The sequence below is a fragment of the Pseudomonas cerasi genome (assembly GCF_900074915.1).
GTDB classification, from domain to species: Bacteria; Pseudomonadota; Gammaproteobacteria; order Pseudomonadales; family Pseudomonadaceae; genus Aquipseudomonas; species Aquipseudomonas cerasi.
On the sequence record NZ_LT222313.1, the window covers coordinates 62,347 to 88,638 of the forward strand.

Annotated in this window: 24 protein-coding genes and 6 pseudogenes; 17 read left to right on the top strand and 13 right to left on the bottom strand. The window is 54.0% G+C overall.

Annotated features, from left to right (window positions below):
• Positions 1 to 483: 483 nt before the first annotated feature.
• The 3 genes and pseudogenes from PCPL58_RS32490 to PCPL58_RS00335 all read left to right on the top strand — a co-directional run.
• Positions 484 to 975: pseudogene (locus PCPL58_RS32490) on the top strand (methyl-accepting chemotaxis protein); the annotation flags it as partial.
• Between the two features lie 438 nt (positions 976 to 1,413).
• Complete coding sequence (locus PCPL58_RS00330) at positions 1,414 to 2,988, top strand: sensor domain-containing diguanylate cyclase (RefSeq protein WP_065348574.1); 1,575 nt, start codon at positions 1,414 to 1,416, stop codon at positions 2,986 to 2,988.
• Positions 2,989 to 3,059: 71 nt separating this feature from the next.
• A pseudogene (locus PCPL58_RS00335) lies at positions 3,060 to 3,188 on the top strand (IS256 family transposase); the annotation flags it as partial.
• A 181-nt stretch (positions 3,189 to 3,369) separates the two neighbouring features.
• On the opposite strand, the gene PCPL58_RS00340 reads toward PCPL58_RS00335, so the two are convergent.
• The 6 genes and pseudogenes from PCPL58_RS00340 to PCPL58_RS00360 form a co-directional block, all read right to left on the bottom strand.
• On the bottom strand, positions 3,370 to 4,578 hold the full coding sequence (locus PCPL58_RS00340; RefSeq protein ID WP_232002768.1) for an IS91 family transposase: 1,209 nt from the start codon (positions 4,576 to 4,578) through the stop codon (positions 3,370 to 3,372).
• Positions 4,579 to 4,810: 232 nt separating this feature from the next.
• On the bottom strand, positions 4,811 to 5,620 hold the full coding sequence (istB, locus tag PCPL58_RS00345) for an IS21-like element ISPsy4 family helper ATPase IstB (protein WP_005741073.1): 810 nt from the start codon (positions 5,618 to 5,620) through the stop codon (positions 4,811 to 4,813).
• The gene (istA, locus tag PCPL58_RS00350; RefSeq protein WP_002551322.1) at positions 5,617 to 6,639 is read right to left on the bottom strand and encodes an IS21-like element ISPsy4 family transposase; all 1,023 of its coding nucleotides are present in this window, start codon (positions 6,637 to 6,639) and stop codon (positions 5,617 to 5,619) included. Before istA (PCPL58_RS00350) ends, istB (PCPL58_RS00345) begins: the two co-directional genes overlap by 4 nt.
• A gap of 561 nt (positions 6,640 to 7,200) precedes the next feature.
• Positions 7,201 to 8,070 carry a methyl-accepting chemotaxis protein gene (locus PCPL58_RS32495; protein ID WP_371411892.1) on the bottom strand — a complete coding sequence of 290 codons (870 nt, stop codon included), beginning with the start codon at positions 8,068 to 8,070 and terminating at the stop codon, positions 7,201 to 7,203.
• A 45-nt stretch (positions 8,071 to 8,115) separates the two neighbouring features.
• Positions 8,116 to 9,231, bottom strand: a pseudogene (locus PCPL58_RS32500) (methyl-accepting chemotaxis protein); the annotation flags it as partial.
• 986 nt (positions 9,232 to 10,217) lie between these two features.
• Positions 10,218 to 11,303 carry a DUF3616 domain-containing protein gene (locus tag PCPL58_RS00360; RefSeq protein ID WP_002556026.1) on the bottom strand — a complete coding sequence of 362 codons (1,086 nt, stop codon included), beginning with the start codon at positions 11,301 to 11,303 and terminating at the stop codon, positions 10,218 to 10,220.
• 150 nt (positions 11,304 to 11,453) lie between these two features.
• On the opposite strand from PCPL58_RS00360, the gene PCPL58_RS00365 reads away from it, so the two are divergent.
• Positions 11,454 to 11,675 carry a hypothetical protein gene (locus PCPL58_RS00365; protein ID WP_004666801.1) on the top strand — a complete coding sequence of 74 codons (222 nt, stop codon included), beginning with the start codon at positions 11,454 to 11,456 and terminating at the stop codon, positions 11,673 to 11,675.
• A gap of 563 nt (positions 11,676 to 12,238) precedes the next feature.
• Here PCPL58_RS00365 and PCPL58_RS28560 read toward each other — a convergent pair.
• Positions 12,239 to 13,257: pseudogene (locus tag PCPL58_RS28560) on the bottom strand (phosphatase domain-containing putative toxin).
• Positions 13,258 to 13,599: 342 nt separating this feature from the next.
• Here PCPL58_RS28560 and PCPL58_RS00380 point away from each other — a divergent pair.
• Positions 13,600 to 13,938 (top strand): annotated as a pseudogene (locus tag PCPL58_RS00380) (DUF4113 domain-containing protein); the annotation flags it as partial.
• 74 nt (positions 13,939 to 14,012) lie between these two features.
• Here the strand turns inward: PCPL58_RS00380 and PCPL58_RS00385 are convergent.
• The gene (locus PCPL58_RS00385) at positions 14,013 to 14,297 is read right to left on the bottom strand and encodes an addiction module antidote protein (protein ID WP_003407168.1); all 285 of its coding nucleotides are present in this window, start codon (positions 14,295 to 14,297) and stop codon (positions 14,013 to 14,015) included.
• Positions 14,294 to 14,593, bottom strand: coding sequence for a type II toxin-antitoxin system RelE/ParE family toxin (locus PCPL58_RS00390; RefSeq protein WP_044322659.1), 300 nt, complete (start codon positions 14,591 to 14,593; stop codon positions 14,294 to 14,296). Before PCPL58_RS00390 ends, PCPL58_RS00385 begins: the two co-directional genes overlap by 4 nt.
• Positions 14,594 to 14,763: 170 nt before the next feature.
• Between PCPL58_RS00390 and PCPL58_RS31795 the strand changes: the two genes are divergently transcribed.
• Both PCPL58_RS31795 and PCPL58_RS00395 read left to right on the top strand, forming a co-directional pair.
• The gene (locus PCPL58_RS31795; protein ID WP_041924941.1) at positions 14,764 to 15,051 is read left to right on the top strand and encodes a hypothetical protein; all 288 of its coding nucleotides are present in this window, start codon (positions 14,764 to 14,766) and stop codon (positions 15,049 to 15,051) included.
• A 51-nt stretch (positions 15,052 to 15,102) separates the two neighbouring features.
• A complete protein-coding gene (locus PCPL58_RS00395) occupies positions 15,103 to 15,519 on the top strand; it encodes a hypothetical protein (RefSeq protein WP_044322716.1) in 417 nt (138 codons plus the stop codon).
• A gap of 8 nt (positions 15,520 to 15,527) precedes the next feature.
• Here the strand turns inward: PCPL58_RS00395 and PCPL58_RS30395 are convergent, their stop codons facing one another.
• A complete protein-coding gene (locus tag PCPL58_RS30395) occupies positions 15,528 to 15,761 on the bottom strand; it encodes a hypothetical protein (protein ID WP_134931282.1) in 234 nt (77 codons plus the stop codon).
• 153 nt (positions 15,762 to 15,914) lie between these two features.
• Between PCPL58_RS30395 and PCPL58_RS00405 the strand changes: the two genes are divergently transcribed.
• The 4 genes from PCPL58_RS00405 to PCPL58_RS32505 all read left to right on the top strand — a co-directional run bounded on the left by PCPL58_RS00405 (position 15,915) and on the right by PCPL58_RS32505 (position 18,318).
• On the top strand, positions 15,915 to 16,568 hold the full coding sequence (locus PCPL58_RS00405) for an AAA family ATPase (protein ID WP_044322644.1): 654 nt from the start codon (positions 15,915 to 15,917) through the stop codon (positions 16,566 to 16,568).
• Between the two features lie 88 nt (positions 16,569 to 16,656).
• Positions 16,657 to 16,908, top strand: coding sequence for a ribbon-helix-helix protein, CopG family (locus PCPL58_RS00410; RefSeq protein WP_003348789.1), 252 nt, complete (start codon positions 16,657 to 16,659; stop codon positions 16,906 to 16,908).
• A 263-nt stretch (positions 16,909 to 17,171) separates the two neighbouring features.
• Entirely contained in the window at positions 17,172 to 17,789 is a 618-nt protein-coding gene (locus tag PCPL58_RS00415; protein WP_065348578.1) for an SOS response-associated peptidase, read from the top strand.
• Between the two features lie 274 nt (positions 17,790 to 18,063).
• Complete coding sequence (locus PCPL58_RS32505) at positions 18,064 to 18,318, top strand: tyrosine-type recombinase/integrase (protein WP_414860599.1); 255 nt, start codon at positions 18,064 to 18,066, stop codon at positions 18,316 to 18,318.
• 402 nt (positions 18,319 to 18,720) lie between these two features.
• On the opposite strand, the gene istB (PCPL58_RS00425) is transcribed toward PCPL58_RS32505, so the two are convergent.
• A complete protein-coding gene (gene istB, locus PCPL58_RS00425) occupies positions 18,721 to 19,530 on the bottom strand; it encodes an IS21-like element ISPsy4 family helper ATPase IstB (protein WP_005741073.1) in 810 nt (269 codons plus the stop codon).
• Positions 19,527 to 20,549 (bottom strand): IS21-like element ISPsy4 family transposase, encoded by a 1,023-nt coding sequence (gene istA / locus PCPL58_RS00430; protein WP_002551322.1) that lies wholly within the window; start codon positions 20,547 to 20,549, stop codon positions 19,527 to 19,529. Before istA (PCPL58_RS00430) ends, istB (PCPL58_RS00425) begins: the two co-directional genes overlap by 4 nt.
• Before the next feature lie 272 nt (positions 20,550 to 20,821).
• On the opposite strand from istA (PCPL58_RS00430), the gene parA reads away from it, so the two are divergent.
• The 6 genes from parA (at position 20,822) to PCPL58_RS00460 (ending at position 25,590) form a co-directional block, all read left to right on the top strand.
• Positions 20,822 to 21,451 carry a ParA family partition ATPase gene (gene parA, locus PCPL58_RS00435; protein WP_004666923.1) on the top strand — a complete coding sequence of 210 codons (630 nt, stop codon included), beginning with the start codon at positions 20,822 to 20,824 and terminating at the stop codon, positions 21,449 to 21,451.
• A 20-nt stretch (positions 21,452 to 21,471) separates the two neighbouring features.
• Complete coding sequence (locus tag PCPL58_RS00440; RefSeq protein ID WP_004666922.1) at positions 21,472 to 21,690, top strand: plasmid partition protein ParG; 219 nt, start codon at positions 21,472 to 21,474, stop codon at positions 21,688 to 21,690.
• Between the two features lie 345 nt (positions 21,691 to 22,035).
• A complete protein-coding gene (locus tag PCPL58_RS00445; RefSeq protein WP_057443138.1) occupies positions 22,036 to 22,437 on the top strand; it encodes a LexA family protein in 402 nt (133 codons plus the stop codon).
• A 475-nt stretch (positions 22,438 to 22,912) separates the two neighbouring features.
• Positions 22,913 to 23,341, top strand: coding sequence for a CesT family type III secretion system chaperone (locus PCPL58_RS00450; RefSeq protein ID WP_005783154.1), 429 nt, complete (start codon positions 22,913 to 22,915; stop codon positions 23,339 to 23,341).
• Between the two features lie 360 nt (positions 23,342 to 23,701).
• Complete coding sequence (locus PCPL58_RS00455; RefSeq protein ID WP_162273801.1) at positions 23,702 to 24,445, top strand: ADP-ribosyltransferase domain-containing protein; 744 nt, start codon at positions 23,702 to 23,704, stop codon at positions 24,443 to 24,445.
• Positions 24,446 to 24,450: 5 nt separating this feature from the next.
• Positions 24,451 to 25,590 (top strand): hypothetical protein, encoded by a 1,140-nt coding sequence (locus PCPL58_RS00460; protein ID WP_060402230.1) that lies wholly within the window; start codon positions 24,451 to 24,453, stop codon positions 25,588 to 25,590.
• A gap of 208 nt (positions 25,591 to 25,798) precedes the next feature.
• On the opposite strand, the pseudogene PCPL58_RS00465 reads toward PCPL58_RS00460, so the two are convergent.
• A pseudogene (locus PCPL58_RS00465) lies at positions 25,799 to 25,966 on the bottom strand (IS91 family transposase); the annotation flags it as partial.
• Positions 25,967 to 26,292: the final 326 nt, after the last annotated feature.

The following is a 26,292-nucleotide window of genomic DNA, read 5'->3' on the forward strand; positions in this document are numbered from 1 at the left end:
ACCCGATGGGCAACTGCGCAGCGAACCATTGCTTGACGCCCGATCCAAGCCGATCTGTGCAAAAAATCCTTGAGCTAAGAGGGCCCGGGACGGCTCACTCGTCCCACGCGGTCCCGGCTCCCGACAGCCTAAAACCACCTGATGCCGTTGCCCCTCATCCTGCAGTACTCGCATCGATTTGAGCGAGAAGCCATAACCGAAGAAGGCGTTCAAGGTATCCATAGACAAAACAATGAGATTGACCAGGCAGCAACCGCTGTCAATGAAATGACCAGCGCAGTGGAAGAAGTCGCTCGCAACGCCGAACACACCGCTCGCTCCTCGAACGATGCCACAAGCGCAACGCAGGCCGGTCTGGGGCTGGTCAAGAAGACTGTCAGTGCAATCAACACCATGAGCACCGACGTACAGAGAACGGCCACCTTGATCGGCGAGCTGGCGGGTCAGTCGCGCGACATCGGCAAGGTGCTGGATGTGATTCGTGGTCTGGCCGAGCAGACCAACCTGCTGGCACTCAATGCCGCGATCGAGGCCGCACGCGCAGGTGAAGCCGGGCGCGGGTTTGCCGTGGTGGCAGACGAAGTCCGTGCCTTGGCACACCGGACCCAGCAATCAACCAGTGAAATCGAACGTCTGGTGACCGACATCCAGACTGGTACAGAGCGGGCGGTAGGTTCTATGTGTGGCAATACTGAACTGGCCAGTGAAACGCTAGGTATCGCCGAGGGCGCCAATGAGTCTCTTACCGTCATCAGCGCGGCGGTCAGCGAGATCAACGACCTCAATCTGGTCATCGCCAGTGCTGCGCAACAGCAGGCACACGTTGCACGGGAAGTGGACCGCAACCTTATGAACATTCGAGATCTATCAGCGCAATCCTCATCAGGCGCGCAGCAAACCAGTAACGCAAGCCGTGAACTGTCGACTCTGGCTTTGGACCTGAACAATATCGTCGGACGTTTCCGCTTGTCCTGAGTCGGCGGCGCTCGCACTGCCATCGTTGATGGTGCGCAAGCTGGGGAGCGACTGCAGATTTCCCTAGCTGATTTGACTCCAGAGGCGACGTATCAAGAGAATGCCGCTCTTATCTGACCGGAGCGGCAGCACAAATCGCGATCCAAGAAATAAGGAGAGCGTGATCGTTGGATCCGCAGCTTTTACCAAACGGTAATTCTCGTTGCAGATTACGATCCTCAGCGCAGTGTCTGCGAAAAAAATACAACTGGCCTTAAGCCTCTCAAACCCCTCCACTCTGCGCTTCTAGTGACACATTACATATAGAGCATAGCTTTTTTGCTTCCTTACCCTTTTTAGGTCGCGGCGGGCAGTGAAGAGCGTGAAGTGTATAGACACAGCGATACCTAGGAACGAAATTTGCATGGAGTGCCGTAACGCCAATTTGATGACATTCCCGTGAAGCTTTTTTACATTACCTCAACTAGGCTCACGCCTTTCCTGCTCACCAAAGCTCTAACTGGCTTCATTGTTCTGGTGTGTCTGTCGTTGATTTTGGCTACAGCCTGGCAGATGAACCAGTCCAGGCGTGAGCGCGTCGCTACAGCCAAAACTTTGGTTTCAAACATCGTTCTGGCCGCCGAGCAGCTAGCTCAGGATACGGTACGGCAGGCTGATAATACGCTCCGTGATCTCGTGGAGCGCGTGGAGCACGACGGTGTGGACGGTGATCAACAAGCTCGACTGGCGAAGTTGATGGCTCAGGACGTGATTAACGTGGATGGCATTCAGGGGCTTTTCATCTACGATGCCCAAGGCAACTGGGTCGCTAATTCCTTTTCCCAAGGTGTGCGGGTGAAAAACAACAGTGACCGCGTGTACTTCGCTTATCACCGCGATAATGCCGACGAGTCCATCCACGTCGGTGCCGTCGTAGAGAGTCGCACTACGGGAGATATGATCATCCCGATCAGCAGACGTATCAATGCTGCCGATGGCACGTTTAAAGGTGTAGCGTTAGCGACTGTGCCCGTTGCCTATTTTCAATCATTCTTCAAACGCATGGATGTGGACGAGAATGGGGTGATTTTCCTCGCGCTGAATAATGGCGACCTGTTGGCTCGGCGACCTACGCTGACCGCACTGATGACGACCAATGTGGCCAAAGGTGATCTTTTTACTCGTTATCTGCCATACAGCGACAGCGGGACCGCTGTGATCAAATCTGTTGTGGATGGAGTGGAAAGGATCTATGCCTTTCGTCGGGTGTCCGGATTACCCATAGTTGCCGCTGCTGGAGTGTCATATCAGCATGTATTCGCGCCTTGGTGGGTATATGCGTATAGGTCCATGGCCGTGATAGGCATGATCACTTTTTCCTTGTCATTGCTGGGTTTCTTGCTGTACCGGCAAATTCAGCACCTAATCACAGCCGAAAATGAGCTGAGCATCGCTAGAGCAGAGCTGGAAATCATCGCTCGTACGGACGGTTTGACGCATTTGGCCAATCGGCGTTGCTTCGACGCGACCTTGCAAAAGGAGTGGGAACGCGCCTCCCGGGATAACTCATGCATCTCTATCATTTTGATGGATATTGACTGGTTCAAGCAATACAACGATCGCTACGGCCACCTAAGGGGCGACAATTGCCTAATCCAGGTAGCAGGGCTTATCGGAAGCTGCATTAAGCGGCCTGGCGATCTAGCAGCAAGGTATGGTGGAGAGGAGTTTGTGATCCTGTTACCTGCAACAGATTTGGCGGGTGCTTTAAGCGTTGCCGAGGAGGTCAGGTTAGCCATTGAAAACGCGCTTATAGAGCATTCAGCCAGTCCAGTGGGGAGTGTTACAATTAGTTCCGGAGTGGTGACGATCAAGATACCTGAGAAGGGAGGGTATACAGCCGCCGTGGATGAAGCAGATCGACTTCTCTACAGTGCTAAAACCAAAGGTCGCAATTGCGTAGAGGGTCGGTTAATGTCCCAATATATAAGAAAACAGGTATGCCAGCCCGTTTGGGGGGCAGGTCACTCCTAATTATGCCCGACCTTTTGCGAGACTGTCAGAAATTTTGTGTTCGGGCATAACATGTAGCTAGAGGTGCATGTATGCCGACCAAAAAGAAGTCCGCCAATGCAACAGCGAGGGAGTTGCCCTCGATTCCCCAAGAGCTGATCGAGCAGTTTGTTAAAGGCCCGATGAGCGCCGAAGCCATTCAAGACGCGTCCATGGCGTTCATGCATAGGAATTTCAAAATGCCTATGCATCAAGCTGACGCTATGGAAGGAGGCGTCATGCCTTCATAGCGATGGGTAGGAAGACGCTGATGCGTTACTTATGCAGTGAAAATCCCTATCAATCCGCATTAACGCAGGTTATTTAACCGCGAAGCTTAGGTGCGGACGCACCTTCCCCCTGTCAGGGCTTCACGTACCTCATCTGCGCGATCGCCTGAGCGTTGAGGACCAGTCCCTGCACCGTCAGCCCGCTGATTGCCGCCGTGTATACCATCCGTGCGCCACACAGCACGCAACGGAACGGATCGACGTTTAGAAAGGCTTTGGCCATCTGCGCAAAATACAGCTTTGGTACCGGTCCTGGCGTCGCCATCTTCAGTGCTTCATAGACCTTCGGCAGGTACTGCCCGCAGACCCGATTGGCCAGAAAACCAAAATACCGGATCATCCGGAAATGCTTTTCCGGGATGTGCTGCACCACCCGGCGCAGCATGTCGGCCTGGCTCAGCGTTTCCTGCTGATAGGTCTGTGTGCGGTGATCCAGGTAGGTGAAGCTCAACGTGGCCCCGCAGGTGTAATGCGCCAGACGACTGCCCGAGATCGGCGGTTTTTTCAGGTAGCGGCCCAGGTAATTGACGGTCTTTCGCCCGTTTTCCGTCTTCTTCGACAAGTGGATGTGCCAGTGCTGGCCGCCAGCGGTCAGTATCAGACGGCGCCAGTCGCTTTCACAGAGGATGTGGGCCAGCGGCGGCGGCATCGTCAGTTGCGAAAGCGGCTGTCCCAGCAGGTAATCGCGCACCAGCCACATCCAGCGCCGCCGCAGGGCCTCTTTGTGGAACGACAGATTTTTCCAGACGCCCTGCTCATCCAGGCCGCCCGCGGTCACCGACAGGTGGACGTGGGGATGCCAGTTGAGCCGCCGGCCATAGGTGTGCAGCGCCCCGAAAATCCCGACGCGCAAACCGCGCCGCTTGGCGGCGTAGATCAGGTTATCGGCCGCCAGCCGAAACAGCGCATCGAGCAGCCAGCGGTTGTAGAAGAACAGGGGCCACAGCGTGTCGGGCAGCGTGAACACCAGATGCTGCCAGGGGCAGTCGGGCAGACGGTTGTTTTGCACGGCGATCCACTGGTCGGTGGCCTTTTTGCCGCAGGAGGGACAGGCCCGGCAATGGCAGGTGTTGCACAGGTATTTGACGTGCGGGCAATGCTCATTGCCACAGGTGTAGTGTTTGACGCCCAGTATCGAGGTGCCGCAGGCGAGCATTTTGCTGATCGACTCCACTTCGATTTGGCGCAGACCGCCGGCTTCCAGCAAATCTGCCCAGCAGCCGTTGGCCGTGAAGAGGTTTTTGAGCGGTCGAGGTGTGTAAGCAGGCGGTGCAGAGGCCACGTCAGCAGGGCGGCTCCTCATCGTGGTGAATGACGGCGGTGATGGCGAATCCGCCTGGCCCTTCTCTCATCGAAACGCTTACGCAAGAAGCGTCGGGAAACATGTCGTTCAGATACGTTGTCTGGCAGCAACTACAAAGATCGACATCACCGAAAGGATCGATATCGAAGGAAAAGTCGGTATCTGTCAACGCCAACTAAAAAGTGACCCCCTTCCGTGCTAAATCGCCAACTTAGTTTTGACCCCCCTCGGGTTCATATTTTCGAGCCGGTTCGGCCCGAGAAGATTTGGTTCCTGCTTTGCGCTTGTCCTTGAGTCGATAGCTTTCACCTGTCATCTGCACGATATGGGCATGATGTAACAGCCTGTCCAGCATGGCCGCTGTCAGTGTTTGATCATCCGCAAAGGTTCCGGCCCACTGGGTAAACGGCAAGTTACTCGTGAGGATCAGGCTGCCTTGCTCGTAGCGCTTGGCGACAACATTGAAGAACAGGTTGGCTTCATCACGACCAAACGGCAGGTAGCCGATTTCATCGATGACCAACAACCCAGGGGCCATCACCACACGACTGAAGTATTCCTTGAGCCGTTCCTGGCGGTGCGCAGCGGTCAGTTGCAGCATCAAGTCAGCCGCCGTGACGAAGCGGGTTTTGATACCGGCCATCACTGCCCGGTAGGCCAGGGCGATAGCCAGGTGGCTCTTGCCTACACCACTAGGCCCCAGGAACACGATGTTCTCGGCACGTCCAACAAAACTCAGTGCTGCCAGCTCCTGGAGCTGTGCCCGGGGGACGCCGGTGGCAAACGCGAAGTCGTATTGCTCCAGCGTTTTCACAGCGGGCAGCGCGGCAGTTTTCAGCAGGGCCTGTCGAGAGCGTTCACTTCGGGCATCGGTCTCGGCAGCCAGCAGCTTTTCGAGGAAGTCGGCAAAGCTGTCTTCGCCGCTTGCTGCTTGTTGGGCCAGGTGCGGCCAGTCCACCCCGACGCGCTCAAGCTTTAGCCCCTTGCATAGTTCTGTCAGGCGAGCATGTTGAAGGTTCATGCTCTCACCTCCAGCAGTTGCTCATAAACCGACAGCGGATGCTGCAAGCTCTCGTACGGCAGGACCCGTCCCAGGCGTAGGCCTTGGGCGGGTTGTGGGCGCAGGCTCTGTGTTGGCAGTGGTAATAGTACCTGCTGCTCTTGGGCCAGACGTACCGCCGGTTGAACACCCGTCGTGCCGTGAATCCGCTGATGAGCGACTTCGTCGAGCCATTGGCCGATATGTGCGTTGGCCGTCACCACATCCAGCGTCAGACCCGCACTCTTGAGCGTAGCGGCCAACGGGGTAATGAAACTGCCCTTCAGATACCCGTTGAAGCGCTCAACCTTGCCCTTGGTCTGGGCACGGTAAGGGCGGCAGACCTTGGGAATAAAACCAAACTCATCGGCCAGCGCAGCCAATCGGGGATGCCAACGGTGCTGGCCCTCCCCAAAAGCATCTCGCTCGGTGATGATGGTTCCGGCGTTATCAAACAATGCCTGCTCGGGCACGCCGCCAAAGTAAGCGAACGCCTCCCGAAGCCCTGTCAGCCAGGCTTCGCTGTCCTCTCGCTCGGAGAAACGGACAAAGCTTGCTCGACTAAAACCAAGTGTCGCCACGAACGCCTTAAGCGGCTGACGGCCTCGTCGAATGGTGGTGAAGTCCACCTGTATCTGCTTGCCGGGCAGTGTCTCGAAACGTACCACCGGCTCTTCTGCCTTACGTTTGAAGGGGCGAATATAAGCCTTCAGACGACTGACGCCGCCGCTGTACCCCAATGCCGTGATCTCACGCAGCAGGACGGTCGCCGGAATCCAGTGTGGGCGCGCCGCCTCAATACGCTCGTGCAGGTAGTCCTTGAAGGGGTCGATTTTGCACGGACGTGCGGGTCTCACCTTGTCACTGGGTAGCGACCGGGCCTTTCGCAGGTACTTGCGCACGGTGTTACGCGAAATACCCAGCTCACGGGCGATGAATTTGATGCCATGGCCCTGACGGGCCAACACTTTAATTTCCACAGACTGCTCCTGGGTCAACATATTGGCAGCTCAAAGCCGCCAGTTTTACCCAGGGGGGTCAATTCTAGGTTGGCGTTAGGGGGTCATTTTTACAGTGGCGGTGACAGGTATCGGGCACGAAGGTGGTATGCCCGGCGCGTTGGAGACGGGTCTGCTTTGCCTTGGCTTTTGCCCGGCTCGCCCGTTTACGTTTTTTTGTCTCTGACGCCATGTGTAAGCCTGTGCTGAGGAGGTATCGACTCGATTTCGGCTATGATAACCGATTTCAAAATCCCACAATTTGCAGCCGCAGGCTGCCCAGTTCGTTGAGCGATCCTCTTTCGGACAGACGCTTAGGTTCGGCTCATGGAGAAAGAAGGCCAATAGCTACTATCCTTAAGTCGGTTCGCTGTTCCATTGCTCCCCGGACCCCTAAAACAGTAAGACGTTGAAAACGTATTGTTATATTGCTACAAAACTGACCGCAAACGATAGCTAATGTACGATTTTGTCCGAATTCTGCGGGCTCCCCTTAAGTGCACTTTCTGTTCCGTTACTCCCCACACCCCGTGACAGACATTTCGGCAGTTTGTGCCGGTCTGATCAGACAACCAGCTTGAAACGTGCGACGACATTGCGCATGTCGCTCGCAACCCGTGCCAGTTCGTCGGCGGTCACTGCGTTGTTGTCGATACCCAGCATCAAGGTCCCGGAGCTGTTGCGAATTTCCATGACGTTACGGTTGATGTCTTCGGAAACCGCATGCTGCTGTACGGCAGCGCTGGCGATCTGGGTGTTCATTTCGACGATACGCTCGACACCCTCGCTGATGCTCGACAGGCTGCCGGATGCTTCGCTGGCCGCACTAATGCACGCTTGAGCCTTGTGCTGCCCTGCCTGCATTTGCTGCACGGCAGCGTCGGTCGCGCTTTGCAGCTGTTGAATGATGCTGCGGATCTCTTCAGTAGACGCCTGAGTACGCGATGCCAGCGTGCGGACTTCGTCAGCCACGACCGCAAAACCACGACCCTGCTCGCCGGCACGTGCCGCCTCGATGGCCGCGTTGAGCGCCAGCAGATTGGTCTGATCGGCAATAGTGCTGATCACCTGAATGACGCCGCCAATCGACTGGCTGTGCAAGGCTAGCGCCTGAACCTTCTGGGCACTGACTTCCACTTCATCGGCCAGGGCCTGAATCGTTGTGTGGGCCTGATGCATGATGCGCAGCCCATTACGCGAAGCGGTATTGGCCTCGTCAGCAGCCGATGCTGCGCCTTCAGTGTTCTGCGCCACATCGGCGACGCTCGCAGTCATCTCGTTGATAGCGGTGGCCACCTGTTCGGTTTCGGCCTGCTGCGCGTTCATCGATTGCTTGGCCAGACCAATGGACGTGCCCAGTCGCGCCGCCACGTCAGACAGTTCATACGAGGTACGATCCATGTGCGAGATGGAGCTTGAAAATGCTTCTGCCATCAGGTTCAGGCCATTACCGATATCGGCCACTTCATCCTTGCTGACCACCTGCACTCTGGCACTCAGATCACCGTCGGCCAGTCGACGGGTAACACCCAACAGGCTGTCGATGGCGATGCGCAAGGCGCGATAGATGCTGCTGAACGCATAGAGCAGCAACAAACCCACAATCACGCACATGGCGATCATCATCTGGCGTAGCTGGAGCAACGAGGTGTAGCGGGAATCCAATCGGTCCTGCAGTGCAACCTGGATTTCGTCTTGTGCCTTATAAAGGGCAGCGACCGCAACGTTACCCTGAGCACCGAGCGCCTGACCTCTTTGCGCCGAGTAGTCCGTGCCTTTGACATAGGCTTGCAACTCATTGCGGAAACTGTCCATTGCCGTGGTGGCCGTGGCGATCGGATCATTGATGCGGTTGGCCAGTTCTGGAGAGCGTCGTTTGAGCAAACGAACGCTCTGCTCAAGCTCGCCACGGAACAGCAACTCGAGCCTCAACAGGCTGTCGAGCGAACCGCGCATCGAGGCGGTCAGGCCCTGTCCTGTGCTAATGCCCGCAGTGATACCTCGGACCTGACCGGCCACGTTGATTTCCCTGGGCATACGAATGGTACTCAGGTCGATCAGAAACAGCGTCGCAGGATCATCGTCCAGCACCAGACCAGAGGTGGCCGATACGTAGTAGATAAAGTTGAGCGTCTGCGCCAGTTGCTCGTTCCACTGAGCAAACAAATCGTCCGGCGACAGGCCCGGTTTGACACCTTCCATCAGTGAGCGCGCACTTTCGCGAAGGCGCTGCACGCGATTCTCTGTTTCCAGCTCAGGGCCCTTGCGAGCATCCATATCGGAAAGATTATTGAAGGCCGTTTCAAGCTGGTTGCGGTTATTGGCAAGGTCTTGAGCAGCAGACGCATCACCTGACAACAGACGGTTGGTGTGCGCGCGCTGGAGCATGGAAAGCCGCAGAATAGGCGTGACGGTAAGCAGGTATTCGCGACCGACACGCTCTTGCTCGACGCTATCGATTCTTGAATTCAGGTTGCTGAACACCCTCATACCGAGAATGACCAGTGGAATAACGATAATTACGGCTAAAACGGCAAATTTGGCAGGGAAGCGCAGGCGGTTGGTAAGGCTGATACCAGGCGAAAGAATGTTCATGTCTTTTCTCGTTTTAATTGAAGGTGCCTGATCAGGCTCAAGAAACACCCTTCTTTGCAGGTGCAGGTCAGTTTTGCGATGCCAAAACAGCTCATCTACATGAATAGATGGCTCTATGGCATCACTAATGGCAAGTCATCATTGAGAAGTTCAATGACGGCCATAAGCTGAATATAGACCTATCGGCAATGCCACGCAGAACGTGAGCCTGAGAAGGGGTCGTTTCCGGCTGGGGCGTGCAGGCCCTCGTGCCGCTTGGGCTGTATCCGAAAGAAGTACACCCTTGCCAGACGTCAGGCGAACCACACGCCCTGCGTCAGAGTAGAGCCGCCTTCTGCATTTCCTGACGGTTCGGCGTCAACACCAGAGGTCATGACTGATCACCTTGTAAGGCGTTAGGGCGAGGATCATGAGCGGATAAAAGGATCAATGTGCACTGCCGTCGTTGATGTGAAGCGGGTTGGACCTGCGTGAGGGATACCTGAAAAATCGTATGGGAAATTCAGTCCCGATTAGCGAACGAGGCCCTCACGTGCGTCTTTCATCAGGGTCCGAGCGATCAGCTCAAGATGACCGTTTGTAGTACCGCAGTCCTTCACCTTCTTTCCGTCGATCCGGCACATGCAGCGGAGTCAAACAGAAACTATTGGGCTTGTGCTCAATGGGGAAGCCCTTGTAGTACGATTTTTTCCGGATTCTGCGTGCTCCCCAAATGCACCTCTTTCGTGGGCGCATAGGCTCCAACGGTTCCAACTGGCAGTGAGACCCCGTGACGGAAATTTCGGCATTTTGTGCCGGTCTGATCAGCCAACCAGCTTGAAACGTGCGACGACATTGCGCATGTCGTTGGCAATCCGAGCCAGCGGCTACTGATAGTCGCAATTAATGCGAGCCCGCGGGTTTTCGATTGCAAGCCGCTACATCTAACCACTTCTTAAGTGCGTTTACGGTTCCGTTGCTCCCCAAACCCCGATTTCGCCAAGTCTTTAAAGCTGATTTGGCGTAAACAAGTCCGCTTCTACATCTGTGTCACCAAGCTTGCGACGCTGCGCGGCAACGTCGTAAACAATCAACAGCTCATCACCGGCCTGTTCTCCGGTGCCAAAGATGCACATGCCCTCGGCATGATCGACGCCTTGCCCGAAAGGCACCTCCATCACGATCTCCAATTGGTCCGAGAAAATCACGCTTTCTTCTTCGGCAAAGTCACCGTGCCAGCGAAAGACTTTTACCGGACCGTCCAGCTCCATTGTCGGCCCCGCCAGAATCAGCAGGTCGTCACCAGAGATGCACAGGTCACGCACACCCAGGCCATTCAGCTCGAAGAAGTGTTTACGGTATCTGCGCCCATCTGGACCAATCTTCTTGAGCACCAGCGTATCAGTCGAGTCCTTGCTCAGTTCGGGCTCGATCTCAAACACGATGGCCCAACCGCGGAGTACCGGACCACGCAACCCTAACAACAGGCGCGAGCCGATGACTACCAGCCCTTCGATGTCAAAACCATTGTCCTTACTCGGGATCAGCAGAAAGTCTTTCAGTTGATCGTCTTTTGCAATTTCCTTGATCAAGTCATTGCCGAATTCGTTACCGTTTAGCTGTGCTGCTGTTCTAGCATCGGTATCCACCTTTTTGGTAAGTACATGGCTGTCGCCCTCCTGAACCACCGGGATGCGGGCCAACAAATAACGATTGCCATCCGCCTCTACCGTCGATAGCTGCTTGATGTTCTTCTGCGAGGAATCGTCGGCTTTGGCCTTCTTGCGTTTCAGGCTATGTGAGCCGGCCAGCCAGAGGTAACCCGTGCCGTGATCATAGGCCAGCCCCTCGATATCGATCTCCGCATCCGACTTTGGTAGAGGTAACTTTAAATACTTGATTAGTGAAAATGATCGGTGCTCATCACATATCACCTCGCCTCGCGCAGCATTTCTAACGGTCAGCCGTTCAAGGCTCGTGGTTTCATCGTTGGCGATCCAGAGCGTGGTACCAATCCGTTGAACTGCCGAAATGCCATCGCGCAATGAGGCAAGCGCTGGATCAAAACGCAGTAGCGCAGTACGTTTACGCATGAGTATGCTCCTTTCAGATAAAGTTGACAGGGTGACAAGCCGACATGCTGCGCTGCGGGGGCGTAGACCCCGGCCAGCCGCGCTGTCTCCGTAATGCTACACCCACCGCTTCAGAGGGCAATGCCCCGGTCCATGCATAGGAAAATTGCGATGACTGCAAAAAGTGCCGAGCGCGATGTGGCTATCTCAGAGCTTGCCAACCATTTGGAGCGTGATCTAATGCCTTGTCCAGCAGGGCGTACCGCACTGCTGACGTGGATAGAAAAAAAGCTGGCTCACATAGCGCTCAATCCTGTACCCACAGCCGCTGATGCTACGTGGTTGATCGAAAGCGCTTATATCCAATGGGCCGCTGCACAGCCAAAGGGCTAAGTGTAGGGGCTTGCAATCGAAAACAGCCGTGCTCGCATTCAGTCGCATCGACTTGGATTCCATCGTTTCCGGCTCACATTAGCTGCAACTGAACCAGCACCGGCTAGCACGTCCATCAATCGAGGGTTTTTTGGACAAAAACCGCGCTCTAGGCGCAGGCATGGTAGGGCTGGGGTTACCGAGTCCAGCAAATCCGTACATATTTCAATGTCCAGAAAAGGCGTATTACCACGAGTTTCTGCACGCACAATCAGTTGCAAAAAGCGTGAGCCGAGCAACCTGCAATTTGAGCTGGTCGCAAATATCGTGAGCTGGGATGCAGTTAATCTGAGCCAACTGCACCGGATACACGCAAATAATCTGAGCCTAAAAAGGCGCTGAATGCGAGCACGCGTGTTTTCAAACGCGAGCCGCTACACTTAGCGTACGATTTTTTCCGAATTCTGCGGCCTCCCCGTTTTCGGCTGATTTGGGGCTGGGAGCAATGGAACAGACCCCATTCTCGGGTTCTGGCTGACAACCAACTTATAGGAGCACGGCATTAGCATAATGCTTAGCGTAAGTCAGTCAGCGTTGTTGAGAGGGGTGTTCGGGTCAGCGAGCCATTCTGACCATGAGCGGGCCGCTCCTTTCGGGTTTTGCTTGGCGTATTCGTAAAACAGCGAAATGAATTCCAAGCGGTCATTGCGCAGGTTGGCGCGGCCTTCGTGGGTGACATCCTTGTTGAAATCCAGCGCGCGACCTGGATTGAACGCGAGTTGGCGTTCTATCAGGTCATGGAACGATACGTGGTGAGCGTTCTTGAGCATGTCGTGCATGGCGATGAAGATGCCTGTGCGGCCTTGCCCGACACCGCAATGGATATGTACCCGACCGTGCTCGGGTAACGCGCGCTCCATGGCTAGGAATAGGTCAATGTCTTCCGAACGCGGGCCCATGTGGTCGGTCACCATCAAACGCAGGTAATCCGCACCAGCGGACTTCACCAAGTCTTCTTCACTGGAGATATCCGGGTTCTTCAACACTACCTTACGAGGGTTCTCCAGCCCGTGTTTGGCATCCTTGCGATGAATGATCTCGACTGCTGGCTGCTGCTTGAGCGCAGCGATGCGAGATTGCTCATCGGCGATGACGGCATTGCGACTTTTACCCACGTTCGCCCAATTGTTGCCCAGTCGCCAAGTACATGGATAGCCCCCAACGATCGCGTGAGATTCTTCTCGTACATCCAATACCACGACGGGGCTTTCGGGGTGGCATGCAAGCGTTGCACTTGCTCCAAACTGGCGATACTGGCACTGCCGGAAATGTGCAGCGTGTCCCAGCCTTTTTGATTGAGGTGAGGGGGAAGAATAAAACTGTCCGAAGAACGGAAATTTTCCAGTTCGCCTGGTGTGCGGTCATAGAGGAACACGGGTTCACCGGTCGGCCGCTCCGGTGTAGTCAGCGCTTGTTTGAATTTCGTAACCGCGTGTCGATAGGCTTCGGGAGTCAACTGCGCATAGGCAGGCTCGAGATCGCTGGCTGAACCCCCTCTCGACAAAGGTATGACGCCTCGGGAAGTAATGACATGATTCTGCATGAATTGGATCCTATGAACAAACGCACCTCTTTCGTGGGCGCATAGGCTCCAACGGTTCCAACTGGCAGTGAGAACCCCGTGACGGGGGTATAAGCCGGAATCGCCGAAAATTCCGTCGGAAAACGTCTGAGGCTTGGTTTCCGGCTGGTTCTTCTACCCGACATGGTTTTACGTACACGTTTTACCCATGGAAAGGTGCCATCTTCTCGCTTGGCGCGGCTGCATCGGAAATCAACTGTTTGGCGTCAATCCGCACCAGTACTGGCTTCCCGCCCATGACGGAAATTTCTGGGATTCCGGCTTACAACCCCTTACCGTACGATTTTTTCCGAATTCTGCGGGCTCCCCTACCCCACTAACGATGTGCGGCTGATGACTCAGTACGCGACCGAGGCGGTTTCGCGGATTTTTCGACCAGGCTTCAGGTACAGCAAAGCGGAAGTGCTGCTGATGGATATTTGTCAGCCAGGCGAGTTTACCGATGACCTGTTCGCTGCCAGTCAGCCGATGAGCTCAGATCGGCTGATGGCTGCGTTGGACATGATCAACGGCAAGTGGGGACGTGGGACACTGCGTACAGGGTCAGTACCAGTCGTTCCAGATTGGGGAATGCGGCGTGAGCAAATGAGCCAGAGCTACACGACGCGGCTTGATCAGCTCTGGGTTGTAAAGGCTAAGTGACCAAGTCAATCCGGTGTTCGTTCACGGTTATTCTGTTCCATTGATCCCCTGACCCTAAAATTTGGGTCAGGGGATCAGTGCATTCGAGCTGTCATATCCACGCCCAGGGCTCTCATTACCGTCAACATGGTTTTTAAGGTTGGATTGCCCTTGCTACTGAACGACCGATAAAGCTGCTCTCGAGACAGACCTGTCTCGCGCGCAAGCTCGGTCATCCCTTTGGCCCTTGCGACAACCCCCATAGCCTTCGCGATGTACTCCGCATCCCCCGTCTCAAAGGCATCAGAGATAAAAATCGCGATTGCTTCAGGACCGTCAAGGGCTGCTGCTGGGTCGTAATCGAAAATTTGTTCTTTCATTCTTGCCACCATTGATCAGCCAGTTTCTTGGCTGTTTCGATATCTCGGGATTGGCTGCTCTTGTCACCACCGCACAGCAGCAAGATCAGTTCATCGCCTCGCTGCTGGAAATAAACACGGTAACCAGGGCCAACGTGTATCCGTAGCTCACTAACGCCCTGTCCTACTGGAGAGACATCACCCATCAGGCCATTTGCAACTCTAAAAATACGAGCGGCAATTGCAGCTTTGGCCTTCTGGTCTTTAAGCCTGCGTTCCCAAGCCATATAGGTAGAGGTCTGTTTTATCGTCGTCATGGATGGCATTGTAGTTTATTGACGACACTAAAGCGAGTCGTTCGATAGGCGAATTGAGCCTAAATAATGTTGCAATATAGGCGCAATGCGCCTAGTATGGTTGCTGTTGGTGGCATGCAGAAAGCCACTCGACTCTGAGGGGGCTAGTCATGCCGCCAGCGGAGAACGAGATGAAACTAACTGCGGTGGCGACCATCCGGACGAATTTTCCAGAGGCTCACTTCTGGATTGTTCGAAGGGGCTCAGCAGAACATTGCGGCGAAGCGGTACGAGAGTTCAATCCAGAACATATCGGAATCCGAATAGACCGAACTGATCTGTTGTTACCGGACTACCTGTTCTACGCCCTTACCCACGTTCACCAGTCGGGGCATTGGAAGCAGTTAGCCACAGGGACACTGAGTCTGGTCAATATCCGTGTTTCAGACGTTCGAAGCATCGAGCTGTCACCACGGTGAAGACGGGGGCCATAAGGCCTCCACTTCTTCGATGAAATTGAGGAATGAGGAATGAGAATAGACATACCGTTGTCGTCCGTTACCAAGCAGCAAGAGGTTATTTTTCAAGCTGCCGCCGAGGAAGGTATTAAGCAACTGAAAGCTAATCTGAATGCGCCCAGGCTTCCAAGACAGTCGGAACTGGACGAAAGCCTGTATAGCCGTACGCACCTGCTACGCGAGCATGAAGGGTGGGAACCGCCCTCTCCTGAAATTGTTGGAGCTTATTTCCGACATTTTCAGGGATGCTTCCCAGAGCACGGGACAGATGGAAAATTAGCCAAGCTACTGGGGCTTTCGTCTGATCGGCGCGTGCGTGATTACAAGCAGGGAGTAAGGAAGGTGCCTTATGGCGTCTGGCGACACTTCCTGGTGCTCACGGGGCGAGCCCCGCAGGACATCATCCCTGTATTGGCATTTATGGCGTAAAACCAGCGTTAAAAAGGATGCCGGGGCATGGCTGTAACCATCCCCAGCTTGGAACACATCAAACCTGTCATGGCTAAAATATGCTCCTTAAAGAATATACCACCTACACCACCCTCCGAAGCCTGCCGATTGCTGAATTGGCCAATCCCGAACACCGGCCACTGCTGTTGTGGTTCGCCAGGGAGATTGCGGTCCCCTGTGTAGCTGAAGCTTTTATGAATATCCTCCAGCAGGGCTCCCAAAAAGTGGTACCTATTGCCGTTATTTCTCCCCTAACCCCTGAATAGCCTCACGCTCCTAATACGTTTAAGGATATCTATTTAATGTCCTATTGCTTGACAATAGGTATCAAAAGGATATTCTTTTCATCATCCTATGGGGTTAAGGGAAAAACCATGTCAGTCATTGTTATAGGCAATACGAAAGGTGGTGTTGGGAAATCTACCAACACTGTGCAGGTGGCTGTAGGGCGAGCCTTGCAGGGTAAGGACGTGCTGCTGGTCAACAGTGATCGCCAGTCATCCTCATCCAAGGCAATTGATCGTCGCGATGCAGCAGGTCTCACACCCAGCGTTACCTTGGTGGCTTACCCTGACGGTGAGCAACTGCGCACTCAAGTGTTGAGGCAGCTAGATAAGTACGACGACATCATCATTGATGCGGGCGGTCGCGATAGCAGCGCTTTTCGGCACGCGATGATGATCGCGGATGTGATGCTTGTCCCTATTGCTCCTGGAAATTTCGAGCTTGACGCGCTTGAAGATGAGTTGGTGCCTCTGATCATCGAAATCCAGGCATTACGTGGTGACAACCCTCTTCCCATCTATGCCTATCTCAATATGGCTGAGCCAAAAAAATACTCAAGCGACAACATTGGCACGCGCAAATCCATTGAAAACTACCCTCAACTGACATTGATTGATTTGAGTATCGCCAGGCGTAAATCAATAGCCGCTGCATCGACCTTGGGCCTTGCAGTCAGTGAAATGAAACCCAAAGACCTCAAAGCTGTTAAGGAAATTGATGCGCTCTTAGCTGCACTGTTTTGAGAAATGACCATAAGGATATTTTTACGATATCCTTATGGTATCCTTGAAGTATTATTAGGGTATTTTTTAAGTATCAGGAAAATATATAATGGCGATCATTCAAAGAGCACCTAAACCGGCGAGCGCCGACCGAGAGTCAAGTCAGGTCGCGGCTAAAGCAGCGGCCACCGCTCCCGATAGCAAGGCTAAGAAGAACATCAGAGGCAAGCGAGAGATGTTCCAAGTAGGTTTTGAGCCTGAGCTATTGGCTGAATTTGATGCTGCCCGTAAGCAACTGGGCCTGTCTCGACCAGCATTGATCAAAATTGCGGTGAGGCGGTTACTGGATGCTGGAGTTTAAAAGGATTCCATAAGGATATCCTTTTAATGCTTTTAAGGGATTCTTATGAGGTCTTTTGGGTGTCTTTGCGGGATTGGCTGCCCTAGGGTGTTCGTGCAAGGCGAACCGAGGCGAAGCTGAGCGGTTTTCGGATCTAGTACGAAGAGGGTGTCTGAGGCACCCTTTATCGTTTCTGGCATTAGGCTGTAACCAGTCGATTAAATGGAACGGCAGGGCAGGGCGGCGTCTCCCATTAGGACATTTACACGTTCCAGTGAGGCTCTATGTGCAGCCATTACGAAGCACCGTCACCCCACCAGGTCGCTGAAGCGTTTGGGGTCGAGCTGTGGCCTGGCTACATCGGCCCATTCCTACGCCGCCCAGACGGCCGGGCAGGTGACAACGATTCTTCTGCAACCATGGAAGTGCTGACCGGCTCCTTTGGGTTGATCCCGTCCTGGAGCAAGAACAGCAAATTTGCCAAACACACGTACAATGCTCGATCAGAGACCGTGGCCGAGAAACCTTCATTTCGTCATGCCTGGCGTCACGCCCAACACTGCATCATCCCTGCGGTGGCCATCTACGAACCGGACTGGCGATCAGGTAAGGCAATTGCCACGCGTATAGCCCGTGCAGACGGCGAGCTGCTGGGCATTGCGGGCCTGTGGGAACAGTGGCGCGATCCGGTCACCGAGCAGATCCTGCACAGTTACACCATGCTGACCGTGAATACAGATGATCACGACTTCATGAAGGCGTACCACAAGCCCCAGGATGAAAAGCGCATGGTCGTGATTTTGCCCAAGGGTTCGTATGCGGACTGGTTGAGCGCACGGCCGGAGCAGAGCGCAGCGTTCATGAACCAGTACCCGGCAGATCGGCTGACCGTGGACATGTGATGAGCCTTACCTGGAGCTGGTGATGGACAGGGTGACGTGTCGCGCTGGCTGTCACCGGCCACCAAGCCGCAGGCGCGGTAGCATTTTCCTATAACACCGCATAATCACTGGTGTTAGGCTTTTTCGGAGGCCCCCTGCTGACTCTCTTTGGAACGACAGCGAATTTTCGCCAATCCTGATAGAGAGTCCCATGACAGCCAAGATCCGTCGTGCAACATCCCTACGACCTGGTCAATTCAAACACCTCATAAGAGTGGCTTCGGTGACAGGCCGAATGCCAGAACGGGACGTGCTGCTGCTTTGGCTCACTCACACAACTGGCTTGCGCGTAACAGAACTAGCCCAGCTTGAAATATCCAACGTGCTACATCCATCTGGATCCGTGCGTTCAGAAGTGCACTTGTCTTCAGCGATCACAAAAGGCGCGCGTGCCAGAAACGTTTACCTCACGCATGCCAGGTGCATCGATGCCCTAAAGCGTTGGTTGGACGTGCGATTGCAGCGTGGCTGGGGGGGGGGCTGGATCTGACGATTTTCGCGGCCTACGTCCAAGCTCAAAGCTCATTCTCAGCCACAAGGGTGAAGCGTTTGAGCTTGCATTCAAGCATCGCATGCTGGACAGCGGGCCGGAGGTATACAGGTGCTGTGACACCCTGCAACAGACGTTCAGCCGCCTTTATCGTCAAGCGGGGATCAAGGGCGGATCGTCACACAGCGGTCGACGCACGTTAGCAGCGAAGGTACTCGCCGCGACCGGCGATGTAGAGATGGTCCAGATCCTTCTAGGCCATGCTTGCCTTGACCATTCGAAGCCGTACCTGTCAGTGGATCGAGCCACAATGCGGCGCGCTTTTGAGCTGGCATTGTAGATACTATGTTTATATGTCAACGCCAACTAAAAAGTGACCCCCTTCCGTGCTAAATCGCCAACTTAGTTTTGACCCCCCTCGGGTTCATATTTTCGAGCCGGTTCGGCCCGAGAAGATTTGGTTCCTGCTTTGCGCTTGTCCTTGAGTCGATAGCTTTCACCTGTCATCTGCACGATATGGGCATGATGTAACAGCCTGTCCAGCATGGCCGCTGTCAGTGTTTGATCATCCGCAAAGGTTCCGGCCCACTGGGTAAACGGCAAGTTACTCGTGAGGATCAGGCTGCCTTGCTCGTAGCGCTTGGCGACAACATTGAAGAACAGGTTGGCTTCATCACGACCAAACGGCAGGTAGCCGATTTCATCGATGACCAACAACCCAGGGGCCATCACCACACGACTGAAGTATTCCTTGAGCCGTTCCTGGCGGTGCGCAGCGGTCAGTTGCAGCATCAAGTCAGCCGCCGTGACGAAGCGGGTTTTGATACCGGCCATCACTGCCCGGTAGGCCAGGGCGATAGCCAGGTGGCTCTTGCCTACACCACTAGGCCCCAGGAACACGATGTTCTCGGCACGTCCAACAAAACTCAGTGCTGCCAGCTCCTGGAGCTGTGCCCGGGGGACGCCGGTGGCAAACGCGAAGTCGTATTGCTCCAGCGTTTTCACAGCGGGCAGCGCGGCAGTTTTCAGCAGGGCCTGTCGAGAGCGTTCACTTCGGGCATCGGTCTCGGCAGCCAGCAGCTTTTCGAGGAAGTCGGCAAAGCTGTCTTCGCCGCTTGCTGCTTGTTGGGCCAGGTGCGGCCAGTCCACCCCGACGCGCTCAAGCTTTAGCCCCTTGCATAGTTCTGTCAGGCGAGCATGTTGAAGGTTCATGCTCTCACCTCCAGCAGTTGCTCATAAACCGACAGCGGATGCTGCAAGCTCTCGTACGGCAGGACCCGTCCCAGGCGTAGGCCTTGGGCGGGTTGTGGGCGCAGGCTCTGTGTTGGCAGTGGTAATAGTACCTGCTGCTCTTGGGCCAGACGTACCGCCGGTTGAACACCCGTCGTGCCGTGAATCCGCTGATGAGCGACTTCGTCGAGCCATTGGCCGATATGTGCGTTGGCCGTCACCACATCCAGCGTCAGACCCGCACTCTTGAGCGTAGCGGCCAACGGGGTAATGAAACTGCCCTTCAGATACCCGTTGAAGCGCTCAACCTTGCCCTTGGTCTGGGCACGGTAAGGGCGGCAGACCTTGGGAATAAAACCAAACTCATCGGCCAGCGCAGCCAATCGGGGATGCCAACGGTGCTGGCCCTCCCCAAAAGCATCTCGCTCGGTGATGATGGTTCCGGCGTTATCAAACAATGCCTGCTCGGGCACGCCGCCAAAGTAAGCGAACGCCTCCCGAAGCCCTGTCAGCCAGGCTTCGCTGTCCTCTCGCTCGGAGAAACGGACAAAGCTTGCTCGACTAAAACCAAGTGTCGCCACGAACGCCTTAAGCGGCTGACGGCCTCGTCGAATGGTGGTGAAGTCCACCTGTATCTGCTTGCCGGGCAGTGTCTCGAAACGTACCACCGGCTCTTCTGCCTTACGTTTGAAGGGGCGAATATAAGCCTTCAGACGACTGACGCCGCCGCTGTACCCCAATGCCGTGATCTCACGCAGCAGGACGGTCGCCGGAATCCAGTGTGGGCGCGCCGCCTCAATACGCTCGTGCAGGTAGTCCTTGAAGGGGTCGATTTTGCACGGACGTGCGGGTCTCACCTTGTCACTGGGTAGCGACCGGGCCTTTCGCAGGTACTTGCGCACGGTGTTACGCGAAATACCCAGCTCACGGGCGATGAATTTGATGCCATGGCCCTGACGGGCCAACACTTTAATTTCCACAGACTGCTCCTGGGTCAACATATTGGCAGCTCAAAGCCGCCAGTTTTACCCAGGGGGGTCAATTCTAGGTTGGCGTTAGGGGGTCATTTTTACAGTGGCGGTGACACCCAATGACTCAACGAGCTTTTAAAGCTCTGAAGCCTTCTTCATAAAAATGATTGTTGGCTCACGCTGGGCCAACAATAGCGCATCTGGAGGCAATAAATTTATGAGTTTATGAGCTTTTACTTGTTTGAGTTACTGGTATACTCGCTTGAGTAAAAGCACATAAAATCATTTACTCAGGAGGTTTCATGCGAGTCATTGCGGTGTTGAACCAGAAAGGCGGCTCAGGGAAAACGACAATCGCCACGCACCTGACGCGCGCTTTCCAGTTGGATGGGTCCAGTGTGCTGCTGGTGGATTCAGACCCCCAGGGAAGCGCTCGTGATTGGGCAGCGGTGCTTGATGACAACCCTGTGACGGTTGTTGGTATCGACCGCCCTACCATCGACCGCGATCTAAAGGCGATCGGGCACAAAGATATTGTTGTTATCGATGGGGCACCCCAGGCAGCAGACTTGGCTATCTCAGCCATCAAAGCTGCCTCCTTTATTTTGATCCCAGTGCAACCGAGCCCGTATGACATTTGGGCTACAGCAGACCTCGTGGATTTGGTTAAACAGCGCATAGAAGTAACGGATGGTGCCTTGCAGGCAGCATTTGTCGTGTCGCGTGCAATCAAGGGTACGCGGATAGGTGCAGAGATTTCGGAAGCGTTGGCCGGCTATGGCCTCCCTGTACTGGAGTCGCGCATCACTCAGCGTGTGAGCTACCCAGGCACTGCCGCTCAAGGCACGACCATTCTCGATAGCGATCCAGAAAGTGACGGTGCGAAGGAAATTCGCGCGCTGATGACCGAGATAAAACAAAAACTTTTTTGAGCAAAGGAGCTAATGAGTTTATGAGTGAAAAATTAAAAGGTGCTTTGAGTGCCGGCCGGCCAAGCGCGCGAAGCTCGAAGGCAACCACCTTGGCAAGCTTGGCTGATAAGCCTGCGACGGTTCGAGTCAATTTTGACCTGGATCGGGAGCAACACATGAAGCTAAAGCTTTATGCGACGAAGCAGGGAAGGAGTATCAAAGAGGTATTGAGCGATTTTGTGGCCCAACTACCTGATTAGTAAGGGAAGTTCATTTGCTCATTTGAGTTTATGTTTAAAAACTCACTATTTGGTTGAGCGAACGGCAACAGGCCAGAGGTGTGAAAAATTCGAGGGCTGATAGGCTCCATGGCCGAGACGCGTAAAGAAGGGGAGCCCGCAGAATTCGGAAAAAATCGTACGGTAAGCACTTCCGACATGGGACAGGCCCTCGTGCAGCCTGGACTGTGTCCGATTGAAGTACACCTCAACCCGGCGTCAGGCCGCTCACCGGCACCGGGTCAGACTAGGACATTTACTGTATTTCCTGACGGATCGCCGTCAACTTCTAGGACCTCAACCTGACAAAATTCACGCTAGCGTACGATTTTTTCCGTTTTCTCTATTCGCCCCCTCTACACCTTTAAAATCCCCGCCGGTTTTCCTAATCCTGCTGCGGACCACATCGAGCAGGACTTCTCATTCGACCGGTTGATGGATTTACGTGCGCCTCACATCTATGTGGCCAAGATCGATGGCGACAGCATGGAGGGTGCAAAGATTTTTCATGACAGCCTGGTTGTTGTGGATCGATCCAGAAAACCGTCCAGTGGCAGCATTGTCATTGCTGCCGTGAACAACGAGCCGCTGTGCAAAATCCTCATCCTGCAGGGTGACCATGTCGTGCTGAAGTCAGCCAACCCCGCCTATCCGCCTCGGCATATCCTGGAAGGCGAAGAACTGTCGATATGGGGCGTTGTGAGACATGGCGTCACGAGCTTTGAGTAATAAGCCAACGCCGGTGTTTGGCCTGGTCGATTGCAATTGTTCCGGAACGCTGTTAACCGTTACAAGCGATAATTATCATATGAAACAGTTGATTAGGGTTACTAACCGTTTATCGGATGGTGTCCAGCTCAGCCACAGGATGGCGTTTTCAGCTCATATTTGGTCAAAGTGGAAGGCGACAACATGCAGAGCGCCGGTATTTTTTTGGTGACGTCGTCATCGTGGATCGAGGCCGTTACGCTGAGCATGGGGATATGTTCAATCCTGACGAGACCTATTACGCTTGGGTAATTGCACTCCACCTGACCACCCTCTTACGGACAAGATTTAACGAGGCAGCCGGCTGTTTGTATGGTGGGAGGCCTTAACTGACTTCCCTGTTCCATTGCTCCCCGGACCCCAAGTTCACGTGGCCTGGAACCTTACGGAGGTTCACGCCACCAAGTGCTCATTCGAACCTAAAGGTATTCACACCATGCGCACATCCGTTAATGGTCTGCTTGAGCACAGCCTGAAGACCCTGGGCTTTGATACTTCGGCATTGCAGGCCTTGCGCGACGACGGTTATTTACTGTGGCAAGGCAAGGATAAGCAAGCCAGTCTTCTGGTTCCCTCTACTGACGGCGACGCGCTTTTCGCTATCTGTACCTTGAGCCGTGTCGATCCCGAGCACGACGGACGTCTGCTGGCGCTTGCATTGCACCTGAACCTGTCTCCTGTCCACACGATGAGCGCATGTATAGCACTTGATGTCGAGCAAAACACGTTGTGTCTTCGCTACACCCATGACCTTGGCGGGAACGGGGCAGATACCCTGTTGCTTGCGCTCGAAAACGCCCAAGCGCTTGCTGAACAGATCAAGCAGGTAATCGAAAACTTTAGGCACGATCAGGGACGCCGATAGATAAAAGGAGGTTGCTATGAAAATATCCGGCTCCACATCTTCTGCAAACACCCCAACGGATTCAGCGCAGAAGTCCTCTCCAAAGGACTGCTGAGTGGGTTGGCCCGCAAATCAGCAGAGTGAGGGCAGAAATTGGTCCCCAGAAAAGCAAGGTAAGCTCGTTCGATTTAAAAATCGGCTTGAAAAACGAGAACGGCGCGGACGTGTTAATTGTTCAGCGTTTCTTTAAACTTTAAGTGAGTGATTTTATTTATGGGTAATATTTGTGGTACTTCTGGCTCCAATCATGTGTATAGTCCGCCTATTAGCCCTCAACATGCATCTGGTTCGTCCACACCAGTGCCCAGTGCTTCTGGGACGATGCTTTCTCTCAGTCATGAACAAATATTAAGCCAGAACTATGCTAGCAATATAAAGGGGAAATATCGCACGAACCCCCGAAAAGGACCATCTCCTAGGCTTTCTGATACGCTGATGAAGCAGGCGCTGTCTTCAGTGATCACACAAGAGAAAAAGCGACTTAAAAGTCAACCAAAGTCAATAGCCCAAGATATTCAGCCTCCAAACAGCATGATCAAAAATGCACTTGATGAAAAAGACAGCCACCCTTTTGGTGATTGCTTTTCAGACGATGAATTTCTTGCGATCCATCTCTATACGAGTTGTCTTTACAGACCGATCAACCATCATCTGCGGTATGCCCCGAAAAATGATGTCGCGCCTGTTGTCGAGGCAATGAATAGCGGTTTGGCCAAACTTGCTCAATACCCTGATTATCAGGTGTCTGGTCAGCTGCATAGAGGCATCAAGCAAAAGATGGATGATGGTGAAGTTATGAGTCGCTTCAAGCCGGGTAATACTTATCGTGATGACGCGTTCATGAGCACATCGACTAGAATGGATGTTACAGAAGAATTTACTTCCGATGTCACGTTACATCTGCAGTCCTCATCAGCCGTCAATATAGGTCCCTTTTCAAAAAACCCATACGAGGACGAAGCGCTCATCCCGCCCCTGACGCCTTTCAAAGTAACCGGTCTGCACAAGCAGGACGATAGGTGGCACGTCCACTTGAACGAGATCGCAGAGAGCTCTGACGAGTGACTCATATGATGAAAACAGTCAGCAATCACTCGATACCCAGTACAAATCTCGTCGTGGATGCGGGAACGGAAACTTCGGCGCAGAAATCCCAGCCGGTTTGCAGCGAAATCCAGCGTAACAGCAAGATCGAAAAAGCAGTCATCGAACACATTGCCGACCACCCGGCAGCGAAAATGACAATAAGCGCGCTGGTTGACACGTTGACAGACGTTTTTGTCAGGGCTCATGGGGAGGTTAAGGGGTGGGCCGAAATCGTCCAGGCAGTCTCTCGCCCTCATGACAGTAATCGACACGGCAGTGGAGTGCTCAGCCCGCGCTTTGATGTAATGGGGAGTGTTGGTTGGAATGCGGCAGCTATCCGGGCCACCAGTCGCGTCGGGACGCTTCGAGAGAAAGGTACACTGTTCACTAACCTTATGCTCAGTAACAACTTTAAACATTTGCTTAAACGAGTGGTTAACGATCCAGCCTTGCAGCAAAAGCTCGACGGTGGGGTAGACCTCAACTATCTGAAGGCTTGTGAAGGCGATCTTTATGTCATGTCAGGGTGGGCTGCACGGGCTAGCGAAAGTCGTGAACAAATTGGCAAAGCCCGGTATGAAACGGCATCAAATCTTAGCCAGACGCTGATCAGTGCACGTGAGTTGGCTTTTCATCGTCACAATCCGGTTAATCATCCGTCTGCCCAAACGAAAGTGGGCTTCGATAAGGGTTTGCCTGAGGAATCTGATCTGCAGGTTCTGAGAGGCCATGGCAGCAGTGTATGGAGTGTAAAACCGGGCAGCGATTTCGCAAAGCGTGCTGAAGTTTCTGGAAAGCCTATTATCGCCGGCCCGTCCGGTACCGCTTCGCGCATGGTCGCTGTTGCGCGTTTTCTGGCACCGGCTTGTTTGAAAAGCCTGGGTATTGAGAGTGAGCAGAACCTGAAAGAGCTTGTGCGGTATGCCTGCTATGCCTATTTCGGTCAGGACAGCCACCATTCGATGCTTGAAGTGAATCTTGGTGTCGCTTCCCATGGAATGCCGGAACAATGGGACGACACGCTTTATAACGAGCCTTTCAGTAATTCAATTAAAGGTCGCGGGTTTGGTATAGACAATCTCGCGCATAGGCAAGTCGTCAGGCAGGCGGCTCAAAAGTCATGAGCCATTGAGCCTCTCAAGGAAAGGCTTGATGCATAGGAATTTCAAAATGCCTATGCATCCGGCTGACGCTATGACGGAGGCGTCATGCCTTCAAAGCGATGCGTAGGAAGACGCTGATGCGTTACTTATGCAGTGAAAATACCTATCAATCCGCATTAACTCAGGTTATTTTACCGCTGAGCCTAGGTGCGGACGCACCTTCCCCCTGTCAGGGCTTCACGTACCTCATCTGCGCGATCGCCTGAGCGTTGAGGATCAGTCCCTGCACCGTCAGCCCGCTGAGTGCCGCCGTGTATACCATCCGCGCGCCACACAGCACGCAACGGAACAGATCGACGTTTAGAAAGGCTTTGGCCATCTGCGCAAAATACAGCTTTGGTAGGTGTAGCGGCTCGCGTTGGAAAACACGCGTGCTCGCAATCAGCGCCTTTTTCGGCTCAGATTATTTGCATGTATCCGGTGCCGCTGGCTCAGATTATCTGCATTCCAGCTCACGATATTTGCGACCAGCTCAAATTGCAGGTTGCCCGGCTCACGCTTTTTGCAACTGAATGTGCGTGCAGAAACTCGTGGTAATACACATTTTCTGGACGTTGAAATATATACAGATTTGCTGGACTCCGTCACCCAAGCCCTACCATACCTGCGCCTGGAGCGCGGTTTTTGTCCAACAAACCCTCGTTTGTTGGACGTGCTAACCGG